Source organism: Siccirubricoccus phaeus, assembly GCF_008360935.1.
Taxonomy (GTDB): Bacteria; Pseudomonadota; Alphaproteobacteria; order Acetobacterales; family Acetobacteraceae; genus Siccirubricoccus; species Siccirubricoccus phaeus.
The window spans coordinates 21,996-42,931 of record NZ_SRXO01000002.1 but is presented as its reverse complement, the minus strand read 5'-3'; the positions used below and the strand labels follow the sequence as shown (position 1 = coordinate 42,931).

Sequence of the window (20,936 nt, the reverse complement as noted above, 5' to 3'; positions counted from 1 at the left end):
GATACCGTCGCGGCAACAGGCTATACGCCGGCACCGGGAGGAGTCACGCCGTGAATCGAATCGTGCCGCGCGATGTCGCGAGCGACGGCGGGACCACGCCGGCCACCTCCGACATTGTGCTTGAGATCGAGGGGCTGCAGACCGAATTCCGTAGCCCGTCCGGAATTATCCGGGCGGTCGATGGTGTCTCCTACAACGTCCGGCGCGGGGAGACCCTCTGCGTCGTCGGGGAATCCGGCTGCGGCAAGAGCGTGACCGCGCTTTCCGTGCTGCGACTCATCACCAGCCCGCCTGGGCGCATCGCCGGCGGGCAGATCCGCTTCGAGGGAAGCGACCTGTTGGCGATGAGCGAGGCGGAGATGGAGCGCATTCGCGGCAACGAGATCTCGATGATCTTCCAGGAGCCGATGACCTCGCTCAACCCGCTCTACACCATCGGCCGCCAGGTGAGCGAGGCGATTGCGCTGCACCAGGGCCTCTCGCGGCGGGAGGCGATGGACCGGGCGGTGGCGATGCTGCAGCGCGTCGCCATCCCTGACGCCGCCAGCCGCGCCGGCAGCTACCCGCACCAATTGTCCGGCGGGATGCGGCAGCGCGTGATGATCGCCATGGCGCTGTCCTGCCACCCCAAGGTGCTGATCGCCGACGAGCCGACCACGGCGCTCGACGTGACCATCCAGGCGCAGATCCTCGATCTGATCCGCGAGCAGCGCGAGACGCTGGGCACCGCCGTCGTGCTCATCACCCATGATATGGGCGTGGTGGCGGAGACCGCCGACCGCGTGGTGGTGATGTATGCCGGCCGCAAGGTCGAGGAAGCCAATGTCGCCGACCTGTTCGAGCGACCGGCGCATCCCTATACCCGCGGCCTGCTCGGCTCCATCCCCGATATCGAGGGCGCGGCGCGCCACCCGGGCCGCCGGCCGCGGCTGACCGAGATCAAGGGCATGGTGCCATCATTGGCAAAGCTGCCATCCGGCTGCAGCTTCGCGCCGCGCTGCGGCCTGGCCACCGCCGCGTGTCAGGAGGTAGCGCCACCGCTCGTCCAGCATCGCCCCGGTCATTGGGCCGCCTGCTGGCGGGCGGAACAGGTGCTGGCGGGGATCGCGGCATGAGCGAAGCGACGCCGCTGGTCGAGGTGCGCGACCTGCAGAAGCATTTTCCCGTCCGGCGCGGGCTGTTCGGCGCCGGCAGCGGCCAGGTGCATGCGGTCGACGGCATCTCCTTCACGATCGCCGCAGGGGAAACGCTGGGGCTGGTGGGGGAGAGCGGCTGCGGCAAATCCACGGCGGGGCGGACCCTGCTGCGGCTGGTGCAGCCGAGCCAGGGCGAGATCCGCTTCCGCGGCGACGACATCACCAGCCTCGACGGCCCGGCCATGCTGCCCTACCGCCGCAGCATGCAGATGATCCAGCAGGACCCCTACGCTTCGCTCAACCCGCGCATGACCGCCGGCGAGATCGTCGAGGAGCCGCTGGTCATCCACCGCATCGGCGGCCGCACGGAGCGGCGGGAGCGGGTAGCGCAGCTCTTCGAGCGCGTGGGGTTGCGGCCGGAGCAGCGCCTCGCCTATCCGCATGAATTCTCCGGCGGCCAGCGCCAGCGCATCGGCATCGCCCGGGCCCTGGCGCTGAGCCCGGCACTGATCGTCTGCGACGAGCCGGTCTCGGCGCTCGATGTCTCGATCCAGGCACAGATCATCAACCTGCTGACCGATTTGCAGGAGGAACTCGGCCTCTCCTACCTCTTCGTCGCGCATGATCTGGCGGTGGTCGAGCATATCAGCCACCGCGTCGCCGTCATGTATCTCGGCCGCATCGTCGAGCTGACTGACCGCCGCAGCCTGTTCGAGACGCCGCTGCATCCCTATACCGAGGCGCTGCTCTCCGCCGTGCCGATCGCCAAGGTCTCGGCGCGCGGGCGCAAGCGGGTGGTGCTCTCCGGCGACGTGCCCAGCCCGGTGAATCGGCCGAGCGGCTGCCACTTCCACACCCGCTGCCCCTATGTGCATGCACGCTGCCGCAGCGAGGCACCGGCGCTGCACGCGGTGCGCGAGGGCCATCTGGTCGCCTGCCATCTGCACGAGGCCGGGCCAACCCTGCCCTTGGCGCGACCCAACTAGACGGAGCCGCGCAGCCGCGGGTCCAGCATGTCGCGAATGCCGTCGCCCAGCAGGTTGAAGGCCAGCACCGTCAGGGTGATGGCCAGCCCGGGGAACAGCACCAGCCACCAGGGCGGCACCAGCCCGGCATTCAGGCTGTCGGCCAGCATGTTGCCCCAGGTGGGCGTCGGCGGCGGGATGCCGACGCCGAGGAAGCCGAGCGACGCCTCGATGATGATGGCGACGCCGAGATGCGCGGTCGCCAGGATCAGGTAGGGCGCGACGCATTGCGGCAGGATGTGCCGCAGCATCAGCCGGCGGCTGGAAGCGCCGAGCCCGCGCGCCGCCTCGACGAAGGGCATCTCCTTCACCGACAGCACCACGGAGCGGATGACGCGCCCGCCGAAGGGGATGCGGGTGATGGCGATGGCGACGATCACCGTGCCGGTCCCGGCGCCGAGCGCCATTGCGATGGCCATCGCCAGGATCAAATCGGGAAAGGACTGCATGAACTCCATGGCGCGCTGGCTGTAATTGTCGAAGCGCCCGCCGAAGAAGCCGCAGGCCAGCCCCCACAGCGCGCCGGAGGTGGTGCCGAGCAGCACGGCGGCGGCGGCGACGGTCAGGGAGGTCTGGCTGCCATGGATGACGCGGCTGAACACGTCGCGCCCCACCTGGTCGGTGCCGAACAGGCCGGCCTCGCCAGGAGGCTTTCCCATCTGGCGGAAATTCGCCATCAGCGGGTCCTGCGGCGCGATCAGCGGGGCGAAGACCGCCACCAGCACGATGGCAGCAGCGACGATTCCCCAAAAGGCGGAGAGCGGCGAGCGGCGGGCGAACTTCGCCAGGGCGAAGCCGATGCGGCGCAGCAATCCTGGCTCGGGCGGCGTGGCGATGGCGGCGGCCGGCTGGGTGACGCTCATCGGAAGCGGATCCTCGGGTCGAGCCAGGCGATCAGGATGTCGATCATGATGTTCAGCGCGACGAAGACGATGGCGTAGAGGAAGACCAGATTCTGCATGACGAAGATGTCGCGCTCGCTGACCGCGGCGAACATGGCCGAGCCAAGCCCGGGCGTGCCGAAGGCCCGCTCCACCGGGATGGAGCCGGCAAGCACGAAGCCGAGCAGCACGCCGGACAAGGTGATGACCGGCAGCAGCGCATTCGGCAGCGCATGCAGGCTGATGACGGCCCGGCCGTTCAGGCCTTTGGCCCTGGCGGTGCGCACGTAATCCTCGCGGATCACCTCCAGCAGGCTGGAGCGCGCCATGCGGCTGATATAGGCGGCCTGGCCGAGCCCCAGCACCACGGCCGGGCCGATGATCATCTGCAGGGTCGTCCAGGGATCGCTCAGCAAGGAGGCGCCGGTCAGCGGCGCGCGGTAGCCGAAGGCGAAGAGCAGGCCGAGCACCACCAGCATGCCCAGCCAGAAGCCCGGCACGGCGAGGAACAGGATGCTGAGGAAGCGGGCGATGTTGTCGCCGAGGCTGTTGGGCCGCAGCGCGCTGATGACCGCGACCGGGATACCGACCAGCCAGGACAGCAGGACCGAAAGGAAGGCGATCTGCGCGGTCAGCGGGCCGCGGCGCAGGATCATCTCGGCCACGCTCTCGGATCGGAAGAAGGAATGGCCGAGATCGCCGCGCAGGATGTCCATCACCCAGCGCAGGTATTGCAGCGGCAGCGGGTCGCTGAGGCCGAGCTCGGCCATGTAGTGGGCGCGCTGCTCGTCGCTGAGCCGCGTGTAGCCATCGGCGCCGAAGATGGCGATCAGCGGATCGCCGGGCAGGATGCGCATGATGACGAACACGACGATGGACACGCCGAGCACCGTCAGCGCGCCGAACAGCAGGCGCCGGAGGATGTAGGCGGCCATCAGCTTGCTCCGGGCAAGGCTGCGCCGAGCGTGTCCAGCGCCATTCGGCGTCGTCCTCCCTGGTCGCGGTGATGCCATGTCCCGCGATCGTCCTTGGCAGCGGACGCTAGTGTTCAGGCCTTCTGCAGGTCAATGCAAAGTTTTGCTCAGGACCGGATGGTGCGAGGATGTGTGGCCTGGCCGGTCGCGATGCCTCGCCCAACCCTGCTTGCCGCGACAGGTCGTCCACCAGGTGGTTGTCCCGGCTGGGCGAATCCTCCGAATTCGGTTCGCGTCGGGAGGTGGCTGCGCAGGCGAGCTGGCTGGTGGAAGCACCGAGCTCCGCGAACCCCGCTGTGCTGCGTCATTCCAGGGCCGGGCATCTTGGCACGCAGGTACCTGCCTCATGCGAGAGGAACTCGGCAAGCGCGGCATTCGGGCCATCGACTGCACCACGGCATTTCATTGCGATAGTCGCAGCAGAGAGCACGGCCTGACTGTGCCGGGGGCCGGTGGTGGTGATCGGTGTCGATACCTCGGGCGGTTTGATGTGGCCCTTAACGCAGCTCCGGGTGGCCGCCATGCTCGCCCCCTACCACGCCGCCCGATGATGCCTAGGCGCTGCCGTGCTGGCCGAGCACGATGCGCTGCTGCTGAATAGCAGGCGAGGATTCGGGACTCATCTTTCGGTCGCGCCTCGTGCCGGGCTTTTCTTCCGTAGCGCACGGCATGAGCCCATCCGGCGGGCTGCGGGTGTTCGGCCCTTACGCCTGGCGCCCGGTCCTGGAATTGCTGAGTGGCCCGGCGATGTCGTCGGGGCGCTTGCGCTGGTTGGGCGGAGCGAGGGATGCGGGGAGGCGAACTAAGCGCCGCTTCATTCACGTAGCCTGGGACATCGGACCGAAGCCGGCGAGCATCTGAGCCTGCCGGTCGTCTCCGGCATCCTTGATCTCGTCTGCGATCTGTTCGGTTCTCACTGCGGGAATCGATGGGCAAGCCAAGGAAGCCGAAGACAACACCGATCTCGATCCGGTTGACGGACGCGGAGCGCGACGAGCTTACCGGACGGGCGGGGTCGCGAACCCTGAGCGACTATATTCGGGCGTGCCTCTTCGGCATTGCCGCCAAGGCGAGGAACGCTAAGACCCCGGCACCCGCCACACGTGACCTCGCGCATATCCTCGCCCGGCTAGGTGCGTCCGACCTCGGCCCGAGTCTTCGTGAGCTCGCTTATGCCGCAAAAATCGGGGCTTTGCCGGTGACGCCGGAAGTTGAAGGCGCCATCAAGTCGAGTTGCGATGCGATTGTCGAGCTTCGCGCCGAGCTCATACGCGCGACGGGGCTCAAAGAGGATCGAGTTCCATGATCCTCAAAGCCAGTCAGCGTGCCGGCGGAAAACAGCTCGCCGTGCATCTTCTCCGTGACGATGAAAACGACCATGTCGAGCTGCACCAGATACGTGGTTTCGCGGCCGACGACCTAAAGGGTGCCCTTCGGGAAGCCTATGCGATCAGCCGTGGTACGAAATGCACGCAATACCTTTTCTCCGTCAGCTTCAGCCCGCCCCAGGAGGAGAAGGTCAGCGTCGCCACATTCGAAGCTACCATTGATGAGCTTGAGCGCCGCATCGGACTATCTGGCCAGCCGCGCGTGATCGTCTTTCATGAGAAGAATGGGCGTCGGCACGCACACTGCGTTTGGTCGCGCATTCGCGCCGATGACCTTCGCGCCGTCAACATGGCACACTTCAAACTGAAGCTGCGGGAGTTATCGCGAGAGCTGTATATCGAGAACGGTTGGAAAATGCCAGTTGGCCTCGTCAATAGCGAAGAGCGCAATCCGCTCAATTTTACCCGCGATGAATGGCAGCAAGCCAAGCGCATTAGCCGCGATGCCGCAGGCATCAAAGCCGCGTTTCAGGATAGCTGGGCAACGTCCGATTCTCGGCAGGCTTTTATCCAAGCGCTCGAAGCACGTGGGTACTACCTAGCCCAAGGTGATCGGCGCGGCTTTGTAGCGGTTGACTATCTCGGCGAAGTTTACTCTTTCTCGCGGTGGAGCGGAATACGGGCAAAGGATCTTTCGAAGCGCCTTGGCGATCCAGTAAGCTTGCCAAGCGTTGACGAGAGGAAGCGCCATCTAAAGGACAAGGTTGCGGAAAAACTCGCATCCTTTGCAGCCGAGATCAAAGGAGAGTTCGAAACTGCACGTTTGGGCCTGCTAGAGCAGAAGAAGCGTCTGGTAACCTGGCAACGCGACGAGCGCGCGATGCTAAGGGAGTTACAGGCAGCAAGGGAAATGGCCGAGGCGCGAACGCGCTCGGAACGGTTTCGAAGCGGCTTAAAAGGATTGTGGGATCGGCTGATCGGCCGGCACGCCACGATCGCCCGTGCGAATGAAGCAGACTTCTTTGCATCAAAGCGGCGGGATGCTGCCGAGCACCAAGCGCTAGTTGATCGCCAGCTAGCAGAGCGCCGTGCGCTCCAACGGCAAATTGTGACGCATCGGGATCGTATGGAACGCAATTTGGCAACGTTGGAAACATCGAAGCGGCAAAAATTTGCAAAGCCAGAAATCCGGGTTATAGACGATCCAACTAGGCGACCTCTGCGCCGTCGAGGTCTTACACCCGATTTCTGAAACTGCTCGGCAAGCCACTTTGCTCAACTTCATCAGCTCAAATTGGTCATTTACAACAACGTGCCCTGCAATGGCGGGCGGATTATCGAGACGAGTTATTGTGGCGAGCGTTTTCAAAGGGTCACGAACCATATGCAAAAGGATCAATGTGATCGACGTCGTCGGTTGAATGTCCGTACCGCGCATCAAGCAGCTTTTTCATTGCAGAAAAATCGGGCGTTTGACGATGATTAGCCAGCCGCCAAGTGGAGAATACTATTGCAGGCAACATTTGGAGCTGCATCTTAATTCTATCCTCTGCGAAAACAGACAAGTCGAATATTGGATCACTATCTGACTCATCGCGCCACATGCGGTCCATAAGCGCTTTTTTCATTTTTTCTGGCGACGCCTGATATGAAAAGCCCATTTTTTCAACTTGCCATTGCCCAACGATATTGTAGATGACATTTAGTAAATGCCAGTCCAAACATCCCTCTTTCCGAAGCTTGCTTATAAGATTGCGGCAGCGGTTATCAGCAAGCATTCTTGGCAGAGTTAATCGAAGCCCGCCAATCATCACTTTATAGCGGTTTCCAATATATTCGCGCGCCTTTTCAACGGAATATCCGGGACCGGGGCCGTCCCGCCATCCAAGCTCGTCATTCTCTAACGGTAGGATATCCAAACTTAGAGAGGGCCGTTCTTGTGCCGCTAGCACAGCCATATCAAGCCCTTCTGGCTGCGCTAACTCCAGCAGTTCCCTCATGGGCCTTACGAATGATAGGCGGCTAGGCAAACCACGATCCAGCTTCTTTACGAAGATTTCGCTGATTTTATCCGATGGAAGTGCCGAAGCTCGCTCCATAACCGAAAATAGCACTCCCACGAGTGCGGCCTGATATTCCATTGTACGAGTTTTAGTATCATTCGGCATTTTCACTGACCAAATCAACGCGCCATTATCGGGCTGTTGAACGCACGAGGGTTTGGCTAAAGCTGATAGCTCGACGTTTACAACAACTTTAGATGGAATAATGAGCATATCAACGTCGGCTAGCTCAACTTGCGCGATCTGGAGGGAAGCAGCGACCTCAAGTGCCGCCGTCCAAACGGCCCGTTCCGGCGCGGATTTAACTTCCCACAATATTCCAAAGGCTGACCAACGCACCGACCTAATTTTCCCAAAATCACCAAAGGGATGCTGACCAATATTTTCTGAGATTTGAGCCAGAATGTCTGTCTCAGCCATGCTACTCCACGGCTCCGCCTCCGAGAGAGAACGAAATGCGTCAAGCTCGTGCGGTGGCAAGGGCCATTGCGCGATTGCTTGATCAATTGTAGACAATATAGCTGGGGTTAATCTTCGCGCAATCGCACGCAAAATAGTAGCATGTGCGATCGAGCGTTGGACTTTATAATGCTTTGTCCAGTCATGCGGGTCGGAAGCGACGTTGTGATGTGCGATTAGCGCCGTCGATATACTGTACAGATACGTAGCCCCCTCGCCTGCCACATAGAATGTATCCGAAATGCGGAACAATGCTGTGCCGATATATGACTTTATTTCTTCATCTTCTACGTGGAGTGCCAAAAAGAGCGCCGCCGAAGCGTAATGCCTTGCGGCAATATGGAGACCCAAGTCCTCATAGCACTGGCTCAGGAGGAGCATTGACAGGATGGCTCCTCTAACATGCTCGCCAGTGAATGACTCGCTTTTCATTCTATGCAGTTCGTCGATCGCGGCAATTTTTCTGTCTGACTTCAGATGCAGGAGCGCTCTACGTCGAGCCGCATCCGCTGCGGCCGCTTTGCCCGCTCGCTCGGCAACCAAACCATCAATTTTATCCAGGAGCGCCTTCATCCGATCAGAAAGCTCGATGAAATCGATGAGCGCCTCAAATATCTTTGCTATGCTTGACACTGGGAAGAGCGGTTGATGAGCAATTTCATTGAGCAGAGCCCCCCACCTTTCGAAAAAACGCTCCATGCCTGGCAAACGATCTGTTTCGCCAGGGCGCGGCAGGATTGCAAGCATTGCCCATCCTTCGAGCAACATGCATTTCTCACTTCCGACCGGTGCCTGATCGAGAGCTTCTTTCAATGCATCTTCCGTCTTATTCAGCCAGTCCGCGACCTGCTGCTCACTCAACGCGCTTTGGCCATTTAATCTTGAACCGAAGGCGTAATTAGCAAGTACCGCCGCATCAAGGAGTTCGACAGCAGGACGCATCGGCGTAATCGCTTCAAAGAAGCTGGAAATTTCTGCCATTGCAGGATCGAGTGACCCATGGCCACGTAGTTCGCCTACAGCAATCTCGTATCTTGCCTTTTGAATCAGACGCTCTGGCATACCATCCGCCAAAAAATTGCGCATAATTTCGATCCACCGCGCCAGATCACGTTTCGCGTCATCTTCGAAGGTCGCTGTACGCAGACCCTCTTTGATTTGCAAAAAGTCTGCGTAATTTTGGGGCGTGTTGGTCTGGATAAGCCACCGCTCCCGATGCTGCTGATAGTCCGCATCATACTCCGCGACAGGCCAAATGTTTGCCGGTATATCGAGGTATCTTTCGGCGATCCAGTGAAGATCCGTATCAGCCAACATATCCGCGATGGCCTCGCCATCGATGATGTCCAGACCGGCGGAATATTGCGTTTTGCAGAATTCCTTTAAGATATGTCGTTTTGCCACTGGCAGGTTGGCTTCACAAAAATACACCACCCGGGTCGGTCGCTCGCCGGAACCGAATATCGTCTTTAGATCCGACTTTATCTTGCCAAGGATTTTCTTATTGATGGTGACCGCCCCGGCAAGGATTCCTCCTTCTATCTTTGCGACAGCGCTGCCGCTTCGCAAGCCCGAGCCTGCTAAATACGATCTATAGCTTTCAAAATCTCTACCTTGATCCCCACCAGCCTGCACAGGCCCGGTGGCCGGAAGCAAATTCGACGCTATTCTCCTGCGGGCGACTTCAAATGCCAGACGCTCGAACTCGTGCTCCGCGTTTCGGGCCGAAAGTTGCGCCAGTTGATATCGTATATAGCCTTTGAGTTCGCTTTTATCGGCCATTTTCCGGTTCACATTGAGTTTGAAGATAGTTGCTCAGCCAAACGCGTCCATGCGAGAGGATGACAGCGCTATCGGGAATTTGAAATGCCGAAAATCAGAACGCGAATCGGCGCTGATAAGCGGCGTTTCCCAAATGAGACGCTATCAAGGTTCAGTGTCGATGCGCAACCGCAAATGCTGCTCTTGGGGCTTATGCGCAATAGAAGGACATCGAAACTCGTCTCCCATGTTAGGTAATGGCCGCCTGGCACTTTCACCCTTTGCAGTTGGTTTGCCTCAGGTAATCTACAGCCCGTTGGGCATGGCCCGCTGCCGAGAAGACGAACCGCCTATCGTCCTTCAGCACCTTCAGCCATGACGCAATGTAGGCGGCATGATCATCCCGTACCTCCGGCGTAATCCCAAGATCAGCGCAGAGGAAGGCGGCGCCGAGCTCGGCGACAAGCTCTTCGCTCGCATAACCTTCATCGCCGTATTTCACGCGGCCGAGGTCGCGCGCCAGGCGCTTCTCGTGCTTGGTCCAATGGGTGAGCTCGTGCGCCAGCGTCGCGGCGTAGCTCTCGGCATCGCGGAACGTCTCGAAGGGCGGCATCTGCACGTAGTCGCCACCTTCCGCGTAGTATGCGCGGGTTCCGCCATGACGGATATCGGCGCCGGTCGCGGCGAAGAACGCGTCGGCGGCCTCGATGCGCTGCATGGGGGTCAGCACGGGACCTGGGGCCTTGGTGTAGTAGTGAGCAGGCAAGCCCTCGCACTGCTCGGCATTGAAGACGGTGTAGCCCTTGAGAAAGGGAATTTCCCGCTCCGCCTCCGTGCCGTCGTCCTTGGTTTCGGTGCGGGTTATGGTGTTGGCGTAGACCACGAGCTCGCCGGTCTCACCCTTCCTGACATGGCCTCCAAGCTCAAGGGCCTGCTTGAACGTCAGCCACAACGGGCAGGCAAAGCCTCTCGCCACCGATGCCGACCAGAGCATCACGACGTTTATGCCGCGACAGGGAATGCCATTGTGCCGAAGCGGGCGCGTGATGCGCCCGGCAACATGATCCGCCGACCAGGGCTTCATCCAGGGCCGGACGCCGCTCTCCAGATCGGCGATGATTTTGTCCGTGATCCGGCTATAGACATCCGGCCGGGAGGCTTGTTGGTTGCTTGCCATATCTTTGATCTCCTTTGGTTTTGAGGAACAGCTCGTCTGTTCCTCTGCCCATCGGCGAGATCGGGGTGTGCAAGCGGAAAGGGGCTTCGCGGGGACCCGGCTGCACGGAGCCGAAGCGCAGCGAAGGCGGAGGAAGCTGGGCGGAAGCCCCTTGGAGCGCGCTGAGGGGCTGGCCCCTAAGCCTGGCGCAGCCAGGTCAGGCCGCGTCTGCGGCCAGCGTGCGATACCTCTTTGTGTGGACGCGGCCGGACGGCCAAGAAGCTCAGGATTCGACGTCAACTCGCACTGAAAGCGACCGCCAAACCGGTCTCCGAACCGGACTTCTAAACGGCTATCTTGGGGCTACCACCCCAACTAACAGTATGATATTATTGAGCTATGACACCGAATAAAGAGGACATAAAACCGGACACGAATGAGGCGCCAGATCGCGGCGAGACGATTGGGCTGATGGAACCCATGCTTATCGGTGAGAGCTCGCCTCGACGCGGCGAGATCGCTGATCTTGTCGTGGAGCTGGTGGCAAAATCAGCCGGATTCCGGCGCAGCCTCCAGCCGAGCATTGCAGCCTCGCTCGCCGATCTCGTGCGCTCGATGAACTGCTACTACAGCAACCTAATCGAAGGGCACGACACGCATCCGATCGACATCGAACGGGCGCTAAACGAAGACTTCAGCCAGGATGCTAAGAAGCGCGACCTCCAGCTTGAGGCTAAGGCGCATATAGCGGTCCAACAATGGATCGATGCCGGCGGTCTTAAAGGCCGGGCCTTCACCCTAGCCGGCATCACGGAAGCGCATCTTCGGTTCTGCGAACTGCTCCCACCCGACATGCTCTGGGCCGAGAATCCGGAAACCGAGGAACGTATCCCCATCGTTCCCGGTGAACTCCGCCAGCGCGATGTGATGGTCGGAAGCCACACCGCGGTCAGCCCCGGCGCAGTGCCACGCTTCTTCCAGCGCTTCGAAGGTGCGTATACGCGGCTTAGTAAAACGGACTCCATCATCGCCGCGGCGACCGCCCACCATCGCCTGCTGTGGCTTCACCCCTTCCTCGACGGCAACGGGCGCGTCGCGCGCCTCATGTCACATGCTGCGCTGCTGGAGACGCTCGACACCGGCGCACTCTGGTCCGTCGCCCGCGGCCTCGCGCGCAACGTCGCCGCCTACAAGAGCCACCTGGCCGCCTGCGATCTGCCCCGCCGCAATGATCTTGATGGCCGCGGCACGCTGAGTGAGGAGGCGTTGGCCGCATTCACCCAATTCTTCCTGCGGCTCTGCATCGACCAGGTCGAGTTCATGGAAGGGCTGATCCAACCCGACAAGCTGCGGGTGCGCATTGCGCTTTGGGCCGAGGAAGAAACTCGCCTTGGGAATCTGCCGCCCAAGGCGAAGGATGTGTTGGAAGTGCTGCAATATCGCGGGGAGCTGCCACGCAGCGAGCTGACCGAGATTGTCGGCACCGGCGAGCGTCAGGCGAGGCGGATTGTGGAGACGCTGACTAAGAAGGGTGTCGTGAAGGCAGCGACATCCCGCGCTCCATTACACCTCTCCTTCCCCGCCATACTGGCATCGCGCTGGATGCCCGGGTTGTTTCCGGATAAAGTTGTCGGCGACCAAATTTAAGTTTGGCTCGGAGTTGCATCAAGATATCGGGTCACGTTCCGGTGCCACATTCTACGCTTGCGCCATGACATTCGCTCAAGCGCCGTGGGACAACCATCGTCCGGATGTGGTTTGGTCCGAGGGACGGCAAAGTCGGTCCGTCACTGCGGTCTTCCACTCACCGGACGGTTGACAAACGCGCATAGTTGAGCTGGCCAATCAACATTGGAACACACAGTGTGGATATCCGCTATCATTTAAGACAACAGGTTGAAGTAGACAAGTCTAATTTCTACCAGAACTCAATGATAGCCCCCGCGAACGGTAGATCGCTTGACGTCAATACCTAGGTGCCTTGATTATGGTTGCGGCCATCGAATAGGCTGCGGCGTCTGCCTACACACCCGACTCCGGCGGAGGTAGTTCGATATGACGCTTGAAGCTGCCTTGGCGATGGCGATAGCGATCCCATCCGCCGTAAACGATACGATAGAGTTACTTCGTAAGATCATTAAGCGCTCGAATCAAGAAAGCAAGATCTCTGAAGAAGAACTAAACAATATACTTGATCGAGCACAAGAAATTCGGCAGGCAGTACGCGGATTTACCCACGTGACGGCTGATCTTCGGCCATGGAAACACGCTCATCATTGCACGAATCAAATAATACATAAAGAAATGAAAGCTTTGTTTAGCTACGACATAGAGCAAATTTCCGATCGAATGGATAAGAATCCCAAATCTATAGCCGCCGAGCTTCGGAAATCTTTTCATGGATCAGACGCCAGTTTTATATTTATACGAAGCAAGGATTTTTCGGAACTTGATTTAGATCTACCCGAAGGTATTAAAAGTTTATTGGACGGAAAAACGTGGTATGCATTCATACTGGATTGCGGTGACGTTCTATCTGATCACTTGAGATATCAGAACGTCGACAATTTTTTCTCTACTCTTTATAAGTACAATCTAGTCGTGACCATTCTGAATGAAGCAGCAGACAAACGACTTCTGCGTGGGTTAGATCTCATCTCAGATCGATTGGATCAAGTCAGGTCTATGCTCAGTTCCGGCGGAGGATCGGACCAATGACGCTCGGCTCCAAGTTCGTCGAGATTGCCGAGCGTTGGACTTGGAGCGAGCACAATCTTCTCGCAGATTTAGTAGAAGCTGGAATCGAAGAGCACCACCGACAACAGATCGTCTCGTTCTGCGAAACGCTTGTGGCTTTGGCTTCGGTTGCATATAGACACGATGAACGCACGCTGGGAAAGCGTTTTGTTGATCTATATGAGTACTGGAGATTTCGGACCATGAGCGCATTTGATTTCGAGTTCGAATGGCCCAACACTGGGCGAGCCCCTCTACCTACAAATCTCATGAAGGTATGGATCCGTGAAGAACGAGATCACACAGCTGGACATGGGGCGCTGATATCGCATCTGGACATAGGGAGCTTAGCGGACGACCCGATACTACTCTGCTCCCTCGCCGATCCAGAAATAGTAGATCTTTTAAAGATAGGGCCGCTATCGTCGATTTCTAAAAATAATATTGTTCAACTTCTAAGCGCCGTCGTCGAGGACGCCGAACCAGTTGACCGAATGTTAGCATTCCAACCTACAACCGCACGCAGCGAGCCGGAAAAAGTGATGTGGAGCTTCAGATTAACAGACCGCCGGATGCCCATGTGTCAAATATTATACTCCGTGCGCGAAGATTTTTTACTTTATTCTACTGCCGCAATTTTGGTTGATAAGCAAGCATACAAACTGCGAAAAGAGGGCGTGTTGTCGGGTCTTAGCAAGAAAATTATGGAGGTCGGCCGTGCGGCGTGACGAGATTATTTCGCGCGTTCGAAATCACCTTCGCGACGAAGAAAATATCGTTAAGGCTTTCCAAGCCCATCCAACTGTCGACAACGTACGTTTCGCGTGCGATTATTCAGAAATATTCGCCTATTCATTCGTGTTTTCAAATGGACGATCTGATTTGGGCTACGCTACCGGTTACGAGGCAGACCGGCAGATTGCCTTAAATGAAGCTTGGTCAAATAGGCTGTTTTTCCGCAAGGACGAACCTGTTCTCTTGTTGCCAACTTACAAAATTGAGTTGGACAACCTCGTTAAACGTATTCATCTACATCCCTTGGCAGAGGTCGCCGCTGCCATAACGCATATTCAAAGGCTGAGAGACGCAGATTCTAAGTTGCTAAAATGGCTTGAACAGCTGGAGACGCAGCTAGACGCAGCACTGAGAAATAACCTTACGCAGTCTCTCGACGCGTTCAGCATATTATCCAGCATATACGAAAATTCTCCTGCACTTTTGCTCTTAATGAGTGAAGAGCTAAAGCCCCAGTCACGACTCAAACACCTATTAAATAATGGGTCATTTTTGAACGCAGACGACGAAGAAGCTAAAATTGGTAGCATCCAAGGGCTGCCGGAAACCGAAGCATTTTGGGAAGGGGAGCTCCGCGCGCATAGGCCAAATGCATCTCATTCAACAAATATTATCGACGCAAAAGCTATCGCCACGCTACAAGCTATCAATGCCAACCATCGCACAGATAAATCGGTCATACTAATCGCAAGAAGCGAAATTATGAGAGACATACTCTGGCGGAATAGACACAAAAAAGAATGCATCGATGTATATATCGCCCATCCTCGCATAATAGGGTCATATATGTCAGCGGAGCAAGCCGGAAGGTCTCCAAGCGAGCTGATCAAAGAGCGCTATCGTCTTAGCAGGGAAATCCTCGATGAACTTGACTACGATAAAACACACTCAATGCCAGCGTTCAATTCTCATCGCGACGTGGCTTTGGAGCGAATTGACAACGTTTGGAATGAGCTCGACAGCTTTTCAATCGCCCGCGCTGTCTGGGTAGACGGAAAGGGATGGGTCGACGGAAAACCGACCCCCTCGACCTTTGGAAAGGCCGGTGAGAAAACGATTGAAGCCATATCGAAATTCGTAAAGAATCGGAGCAGTGTCAAAGAGTTGCTTGCCAGTCGATCGATTCAAATAGCAACGGATATCAGGCTGGGAAACGCCAATCTAGCAACCGCCGAAATCGCACAGTCCGGCGGTCACCCGACCCCAACGCTTCAGCTTCAGTCAAAATCGTATCGATCGCAGAGCACAGAGAAAACGTCTATAACAATACGATCCCCAAGCAAAACTATGCCTTACTCCCTTCAGATATATGATTCGGCATTCAGGGGCAGAATCAGAGCAGGCGTCGACCTTTCGGACGCGCTTGGCCGGATTCTCGCACAGGATTCCGAAGCCATCTACGAGCAGCTACTTGTAACTGGCTATATGCTCGCTTCGCTCGGTGAGTGGTCGATCGCCTTTGAATATTTTGATATCGCCACGACAATAGACGCTCGGGGTGTGCCGCAACAAGAAGCATTCTACTTCCGCGCGCTCGCTCGACGTCATGTTTTCGGTATGGACACCGCGCAGCTTATCGAAAACTCAAAGAATGACTTATTTACCGCAAACGCCATAAAAAAGGCGTGGCGTGGAACAGAGTATTGGGATCCTCGGTATCTGAACGAACTTGGCGTGCTACTGGCCTCGGGCCTCCATACCTCGGTTGATTTATCCTGGGCAGATCAGTGGAACAGAAGCCCTATTGCGCTATGGAATTATACGCTGAAGCGGATCATAGACGATCTTCTTTTAAAGACGCAAGTCTTCAACAATAAGGTTTACCATATGTTCGAAAAAAAGCGTTTTTACAAAAGAGACGAAATAAAAGAGGCCTTTACTGACTTCAGCGAGAGCCTCTCGAACCTCGATGCGCGGGACATCACCTACGGTGTAGAGCACACACTTATTATCCTCTCATTCTGGCTTAGTGACAGAGGCGATATTGCAAAGCGAAGCGCAGAGCAAAAGCTTACTAAACTCCTGAGCGACCCAGTTCCTCCTTCGTTGCGGACAGTTATTGTTGCCGACATCAAAGCACTTGAAGGTGGCCACGTGGGTTTTGATACTTAGATTTGCAGATTTAAAGTTTTTAACGTCCAGTACCGGCAAACGGGATAAATTATAGATAGTGCCTTTCTATTTCTTGCCTTATCAAACGATGCTTGTAAGCGCTGGCATCTCGCCGCGAATCTAGCGTCAGAGCTTGAGATCATTGTTATGTCGCCAAGCAATCGATTTTCATGATCTTTGCTAAGGCGTTCTGCAATCGCTATCATTAAGCTTTGACGGCCAGGTCGGTCCATTTGAACTCGATCACTAAACTTTAAAAAATTCGAAACGGTGCTCGGAAGCAAATCACATATACCGCGACCGGACCTTAAGCGCAACGATTTTCTTTTGTGGTAAATCTGTTGAGCATACTGCGGCCAACTTGGCATTTCAAATGGGAGGGTGGGCCAGTTGGCCCTGGCAAAATTGCTTCCCAGCCGAAAGGCCCGCGAGCGGCCGCTGCGCAAGCGACGATGGAGCCAAGCGGAAGAAACCGCCCCAAGCTGCACGCCGCGATTGACGCGGGTCGTGCGTAGCTTCGCTTGGGCTCCGCTTCCGTCGTCTTGCCCTTATGGCAACTGCCCCAAACCGTCGTCGGCCCACGTTTTGTCGCCCCGAACTCGTCAAGGCAACCATCTCCTTCGACTTCATCCACAGCACGCTCTAGCCGGGGGATGCAACGGGGGGGCCATTGCCCCCCCTTGCCGATGCGCCGCAGGCGCATCGCACTTCCGTGCTGTCATACAGCACACATCTTGCGGAACGTAGCCTTTTTCGTTCTTTTTCATATTTGGTTCTTTTTGCTTTGATCTGGTTTGGTTTTCAGACCTGCTTGTTTGATTTGTTCTTCTTTTTTTTGTATTTACCCTTTCGATTTTTTGTTTGTAGATATCTTAACTTTGCCACTTGAAGCTGGCTTTGGCTTTTCCTCTCTTCTCACCTATTGAACGGTAGTCCTACTGCCGATATGGAGGTGGTGCAGGATGGGAGACAGACATGGCCGATAAGCCGAAAATCGATCTCAATGGCAGGACGGCACAGGAGCTTATCGCCTTAAGGGACGAGATCGAAGCAAAGCTCTTGGAGCTCCAGGCCGAGGCGAAAGCGACCATGCTCGCCAAATGGCAGAGCGAGGCGGAAGCGGCGGGTTTGTCTGTTAAGGAAATCCTGGCGACCCAAGCGCCGCCAGCCACCCCGGACCGCAAGTCACGAAAGCCCTCGACGAAAGGCGCCCCCGTGACCCATCGTGGACCCAACGGCGAGACCTGGAGTGGACGGGGCCGGTTGCCGCGCTGGCTCGCCGCTATGGAAGCCGAGGGGCGAAAGCGAGACGAGTTCCGTATCTAGACATCGGGACGCCGCGACCGACCCTGTCAGCAGACGCCCAATGGCGGGCATGGGATCGATGATCAACTGGATGCTGCGGAACGAACGTGGAGCGGGTCATCTGCGGGTTCCGCAGCCTGACAGCGGCGTAGCCACCTCCCCTATCGGGGAGATGGCATCCAGCACCGCTGTAGTGGCGCTATCGCCCTACGCTGGGTCCGCATCTCCGCTGACGACGGGGACGAGAAACAGCACTCCTTGGCGTTGGGTGAGCTCGATGGGGATCAGGTCTAGCGAGATGACCCCGCCGGCCTTGTCACCCTTCCTTGCCCAGACGGCACCGATCTCTTTGGGGCGGGCAAGCTGATCGTTGCCGCTCGCATCTTTGCCGGTGATACGGGAGAATGTTACGCGGAACAGTGGACGGTCTGATTTCGTGGTGGTCATGGTCTTTTCCTTTCGCTTTAGCGGCTGGCCAATCCAGCCGATGCGCGGAAAGAACCAGGCGCAACGGCGCCCGCGTCATGGTCAACACGGGAGGGCTGCACGGCAGCCTGAATGGAGCGGGCCGGCCATTGATCGGGCGACGGCGTCTGGTAGGCGCATCGACATCAGGCTGGATTTGGCCTGTGCTGCGAAAGGACGGGAGCCAGCGCGATCATCGACACCTCCCGATGCCTTCCGCCGATATTCGTCGTATCCCGGTCAACCTGCGGGGATATTCCAACGATGACACCCTTCGATATCGGCGCAATCAGCGACGAGGGGCTGCGGCGGGAATATCAACATCTTCAGTCGCGCGTCAGATCAGTTGCGCGCTCGTTGAGGGAAGGTTACGGCCAAGGCCGCAAGCCGATTGAGTTCCGATACATAAACGACGGCAGCTTTAACGCCTATGCCGGCATGGATGCTGCGGCCTTCCGGATCGAAATCAATGCGTCGGTGCCGCTCTTCGTGACGATCTTGTTCTACCGCATTCTTTCCGACCGCAAGTTTCTACCCTTTCTCGACACCCGTGGGACGAGAGCCAGCCGCATGTCACTTCCGGCCGTTGTCGATCCATCGAACTTCGACCGCCGACAGACTTGGCATATCGCCCTGAACGGGATTCGCGCTTTTGCCGCCGGCACGATCGCCGATGCGTGCTCCAGCATCATTGCCTATCATGAGCTGGGACATATCGTCAGCGGCCATGTAGAGGCGCGTGCCGTGCTGGAGGGGAAGCATCGCGTCGCAGAGCTCTTGGAGCGGGCCATTGTGCCCGCGGAGATAGCGGAGCGGCGCCAAGCCTGGGAATATGAGGCGGACGGTGTCGCCAACACCCTTATTGCGCGCTTCATCGAGGAGCTGGTGGAGGAATGCGGTAAGAGTGAGCGGGTGGCCGCGGTCTTCGCCAGAGCCGACGGGCGGCATCTGGAGCATACGCTGGCCATTCTCGTCACCGCGGCGTTCGCTTTCTTCTCCTATGTGCAGGGCGTCCGGCGGAAAATCCGTAAAGTATCCTCTCATCCGGCGCCGATGGTTCGGGCTTATTATCTGAAGGATATGCTGTTTGCGATCTTTCGCCGGAAGGTTGAATTCGACCAACGGCTCTTTCTTGAACTGCTCGACAAGCGCATGGACGAGATGATTGGTGTGCTCGTCAAACTTGGGCTGATGGACCTGGATAGCTACACCGACGAGTACATCGATCAAATCGACGATGAGCTGGCGCGCCTCGCCGAACTGCAAATGCGATACCGCCCCGTTAGCGCCCCGTGGGCCTGGATCAGCTGGGACACCGTCGGATAGGGCGCTATCGGGCATGCTTTAGAAAGAGTGTGATCCGGCCGGTTGCGCGTTTGCCTTGAGGGACCAGGATGCGCTCCGCCAGCGTATTCAAGAGTTCCGCCCGGATGGGTGAGCCAGCGTCAGGTAAGGGTGCGGGCAGCGCAGTCTTTGGCGCATCCAGGACCACGAAAATGAAGATGTACTGACCAACTCGCTCGTCTTCGCGGAGCGGGTATGGTCGCCCCTCGCCATCGGTAGGTGGTGCCTCTCGGCGATTGAGGGTCGGCGCCTCCTCGCTGAGCGGCAGCAGATACCAAAGCGGCGTTTATAGGCCCTTGGTGCCTTCGGCTGCGGACGGCGCTGCGCGGCTTGGCATTCAATGCCTCGATCGCGTTCGTCGTGTAGAGGACACGACGGACCTCGGCCGGGAAGGCGTAGAACGGCACTACCTCGCCCAGGCGCGCCGCCAGCTCTGGCCGATGGCAGCGTTTTCCGGCCCCAGGGGCCGGCCTCGAAGGCTGCCAGAGCGGCTTCCGCTGCGGCGGGGTCGATGGCGCGGTAGATGTCCTTCAGCGCCGCCGCCACGGCCCGGCGGTCCTTCCAGGAGACAAAGTCCAAGCTGTGGTGCAGCAGGTGCACGATGCACGTCTGCACCGTGGCCTCAGGGAACACCGCCAGGATCGCCTCATGAAAGCCCTTCAGGCCGTCCACCACCGCCAGGAGGACATCCTCGACGCCGCGGTTGCGGAGCTCGTTCATCACCCGCAGCCAGAACTTGGCGCCCTCGTTCTGCTCGAGCCAAAGGCCAAGGATTTCCTTGGTGCCGTCGGCCCGGACGCCGAGCGCGATGTGCACCGCCTTGTTGCGGACCAGGCCCTCGTCCCTGATCTTCACCCGCAGGGCGTCGAAGAAGACCAAGGGATAGACCGGCTCCAGCGGCCGGGCCTGCCAGGTGGCGATCTCCTCCAGCACCGCGTCGGTGACGGCGCTGACCAGGTCCGGCGAGACCTCAATGCCGTAGAGCTCCAGCAGATGGCCGGAGATCGCGGGTGCTCATGCCGCGGGCGTACATCGACACGATCTTCTCGTCGAAACCGGGAAAGCGCCGCTGGTACTTGGCAATCAACTGGGGGGGCGAAGCTGCCCTGGCGGTCCCGCGGCACCTCCAGCCCGATCCGGCCGGTGTCGGTGACCACGCTCTTGCGGCCATAGCCGTTCCGGCTGTTCCCGACGCCGGCTTCACCCGCCAGGTGATGGTCCATCTCAGCGTTCAGCGCCCGCTCCGCCAGCGCCTTCTTCAGCTGATCCAACAGCCCGCCCTGGTCGAAGGCAGTCTGGCATCGGCACCAGACAACAGCTGGTCCAGCATCTCATCCGGGATCCGGGGCGCTTTGCGGCGGCCATGAGGGAACTCCTTCTTTCCCAGCATGACCGA

15 protein-coding genes and 1 pseudogene are annotated in these 20,936 nt (G+C 58.4%); 10 read left to right on the top strand and 6 right to left on the bottom strand.

Features of this window, described 5'->3' with window-relative positions:
• Window positions 1-59: 59 nt before the first annotated feature.
• Together E5N76_RS02685 and E5N76_RS02680 are read left to right on the top strand one after the other, a co-directional pair.
• Entirely contained in the window at window positions 60-1,115 is a 1,056-nt protein-coding gene (locus E5N76_RS02685; protein ID WP_235907570.1) for an ABC transporter ATP-binding protein, read from the top strand.
• The gene (locus E5N76_RS02680; RefSeq protein WP_149535768.1) at window positions 1,112-2,122 is read left to right on the top strand and encodes an ABC transporter ATP-binding protein; all 1,011 of its coding nucleotides are present in this window, start codon (window positions 1,112-1,114) and stop codon (window positions 2,120-2,122) included. Before E5N76_RS02685 ends, E5N76_RS02680 begins: the two co-directional genes overlap by 4 nt.
• On the opposite strand, the gene E5N76_RS02675 is transcribed toward E5N76_RS02680, so the two are convergent.
• Window positions 2,119-3,024 (bottom strand): ABC transporter permease, encoded by a 906-nt coding sequence (locus E5N76_RS02675; RefSeq protein ID WP_149535767.1) that lies wholly within the window; start codon window positions 3,022-3,024, stop codon window positions 2,119-2,121. The genes E5N76_RS02680 and E5N76_RS02675 overlap by 4 nt on opposite strands.
• Window positions 3,021-3,977 carry an ABC transporter permease gene (locus E5N76_RS02670; protein ID WP_187829940.1) on the bottom strand — a complete coding sequence of 319 codons (957 nt, stop codon included), beginning with the start codon at window positions 3,975-3,977 and terminating at the stop codon, window positions 3,021-3,023. Before E5N76_RS02670 ends, E5N76_RS02675 begins: the two co-directional genes overlap by 4 nt.
• Before the next feature lie 967 nt (window positions 3,978-4,944).
• On the opposite strand from E5N76_RS02670, the gene E5N76_RS02665 reads away from it, so the two are divergent.
• Complete coding sequence (locus E5N76_RS02665) at window positions 4,945-5,322, top strand: hypothetical protein (RefSeq protein ID WP_149535765.1); 378 nt, start codon at window positions 4,945-4,947, stop codon at window positions 5,320-5,322.
• Window positions 5,319-6,596, top strand: coding sequence for a relaxase/mobilization nuclease domain-containing protein (locus E5N76_RS02660; protein WP_149535764.1), 1,278 nt, complete (start codon window positions 5,319-5,321; stop codon window positions 6,594-6,596). The genes E5N76_RS02665 and E5N76_RS02660 overlap by 4 nt, the downstream gene beginning before the upstream one ends.
• 121 nt (window positions 6,597-6,717) lie before the next feature.
• On the opposite strand, the gene E5N76_RS02655 is transcribed toward E5N76_RS02660, so the two are convergent.
• Both E5N76_RS02655 and E5N76_RS02650 read right to left on the bottom strand, forming a co-directional pair.
• Complete coding sequence (locus E5N76_RS02655) at window positions 6,718-9,648, bottom strand: hypothetical protein (protein WP_149535763.1); 2,931 nt, start codon at window positions 9,646-9,648, stop codon at window positions 6,718-6,720.
• Window positions 9,649-9,901: 253 nt separating this feature from the next.
• Entirely contained in the window at window positions 9,902-10,804 is a 903-nt protein-coding gene (locus E5N76_RS02650; protein ID WP_149535762.1) for an ArdC family protein, read from the bottom strand.
• A gap of 378 nt (window positions 10,805-11,182) precedes the next feature.
• Between E5N76_RS02650 and E5N76_RS02645 the strand changes: the two genes are divergently transcribed.
• From E5N76_RS02645 to E5N76_RS02625, 5 genes are all read left to right on the top strand, one after another.
• Entirely contained in the window at window positions 11,183-12,430 is a 1,248-nt protein-coding gene (locus tag E5N76_RS02645; protein WP_149535761.1) for a Fic family protein, read from the top strand.
• Window positions 12,431-12,838: 408 nt separating this feature from the next.
• A complete protein-coding gene (locus E5N76_RS02640) occupies window positions 12,839-13,501 on the top strand; it encodes a hypothetical protein (protein ID WP_149535760.1) in 663 nt (220 codons plus the stop codon).
• Window positions 13,498-14,247 (top strand): hypothetical protein, encoded by a 750-nt coding sequence (locus E5N76_RS02635; RefSeq protein WP_149535759.1) that lies wholly within the window; start codon window positions 13,498-13,500, stop codon window positions 14,245-14,247. The genes E5N76_RS02640 and E5N76_RS02635 overlap by 4 nt, the downstream gene beginning before the upstream one ends.
• Window positions 14,237-16,426, top strand: a complete 2,190-nt coding sequence (locus E5N76_RS02630) for a hypothetical protein (protein ID WP_149535758.1) — start codon at window positions 14,237-14,239, stop codon at window positions 16,424-16,426. Before E5N76_RS02635 ends, E5N76_RS02630 begins: the two co-directional genes overlap by 11 nt.
• Window positions 16,427-17,401: 975 nt before the next feature.
• Entirely contained in the window at window positions 17,402-17,752 is a 351-nt protein-coding gene (locus E5N76_RS02625; RefSeq protein WP_149535757.1) for an H-NS histone family protein, read from the top strand.
• A gap of 186 nt (window positions 17,753-17,938) precedes the next feature.
• Here E5N76_RS02625 and E5N76_RS02620 read toward each other — a convergent pair whose 3' ends face one another.
• Window positions 17,939-18,178, bottom strand: coding sequence for a hypothetical protein (locus E5N76_RS02620; RefSeq protein ID WP_149535756.1), 240 nt, complete (start codon window positions 18,176-18,178; stop codon window positions 17,939-17,941).
• 282 nt (window positions 18,179-18,460) lie between these two features.
• Here E5N76_RS02620 and E5N76_RS02615 point away from each other — a divergent pair, with 282 nt between their 5' ends.
• Window positions 18,461-19,522, top strand: coding sequence for a M48 family metalloprotease (locus E5N76_RS02615; RefSeq protein WP_149535755.1), 1,062 nt, complete (start codon window positions 18,461-18,463; stop codon window positions 19,520-19,522).
• 317 nt (window positions 19,523-19,839) lie between these two features.
• Here the strand turns inward: E5N76_RS02615 and E5N76_RS02610 are convergent.
• Window positions 19,840-20,930, bottom strand: a pseudogene (locus E5N76_RS02610) (IS256 family transposase); the annotation flags it as partial.
• Window positions 20,931-20,936: the final 6 nt, after the last annotated feature.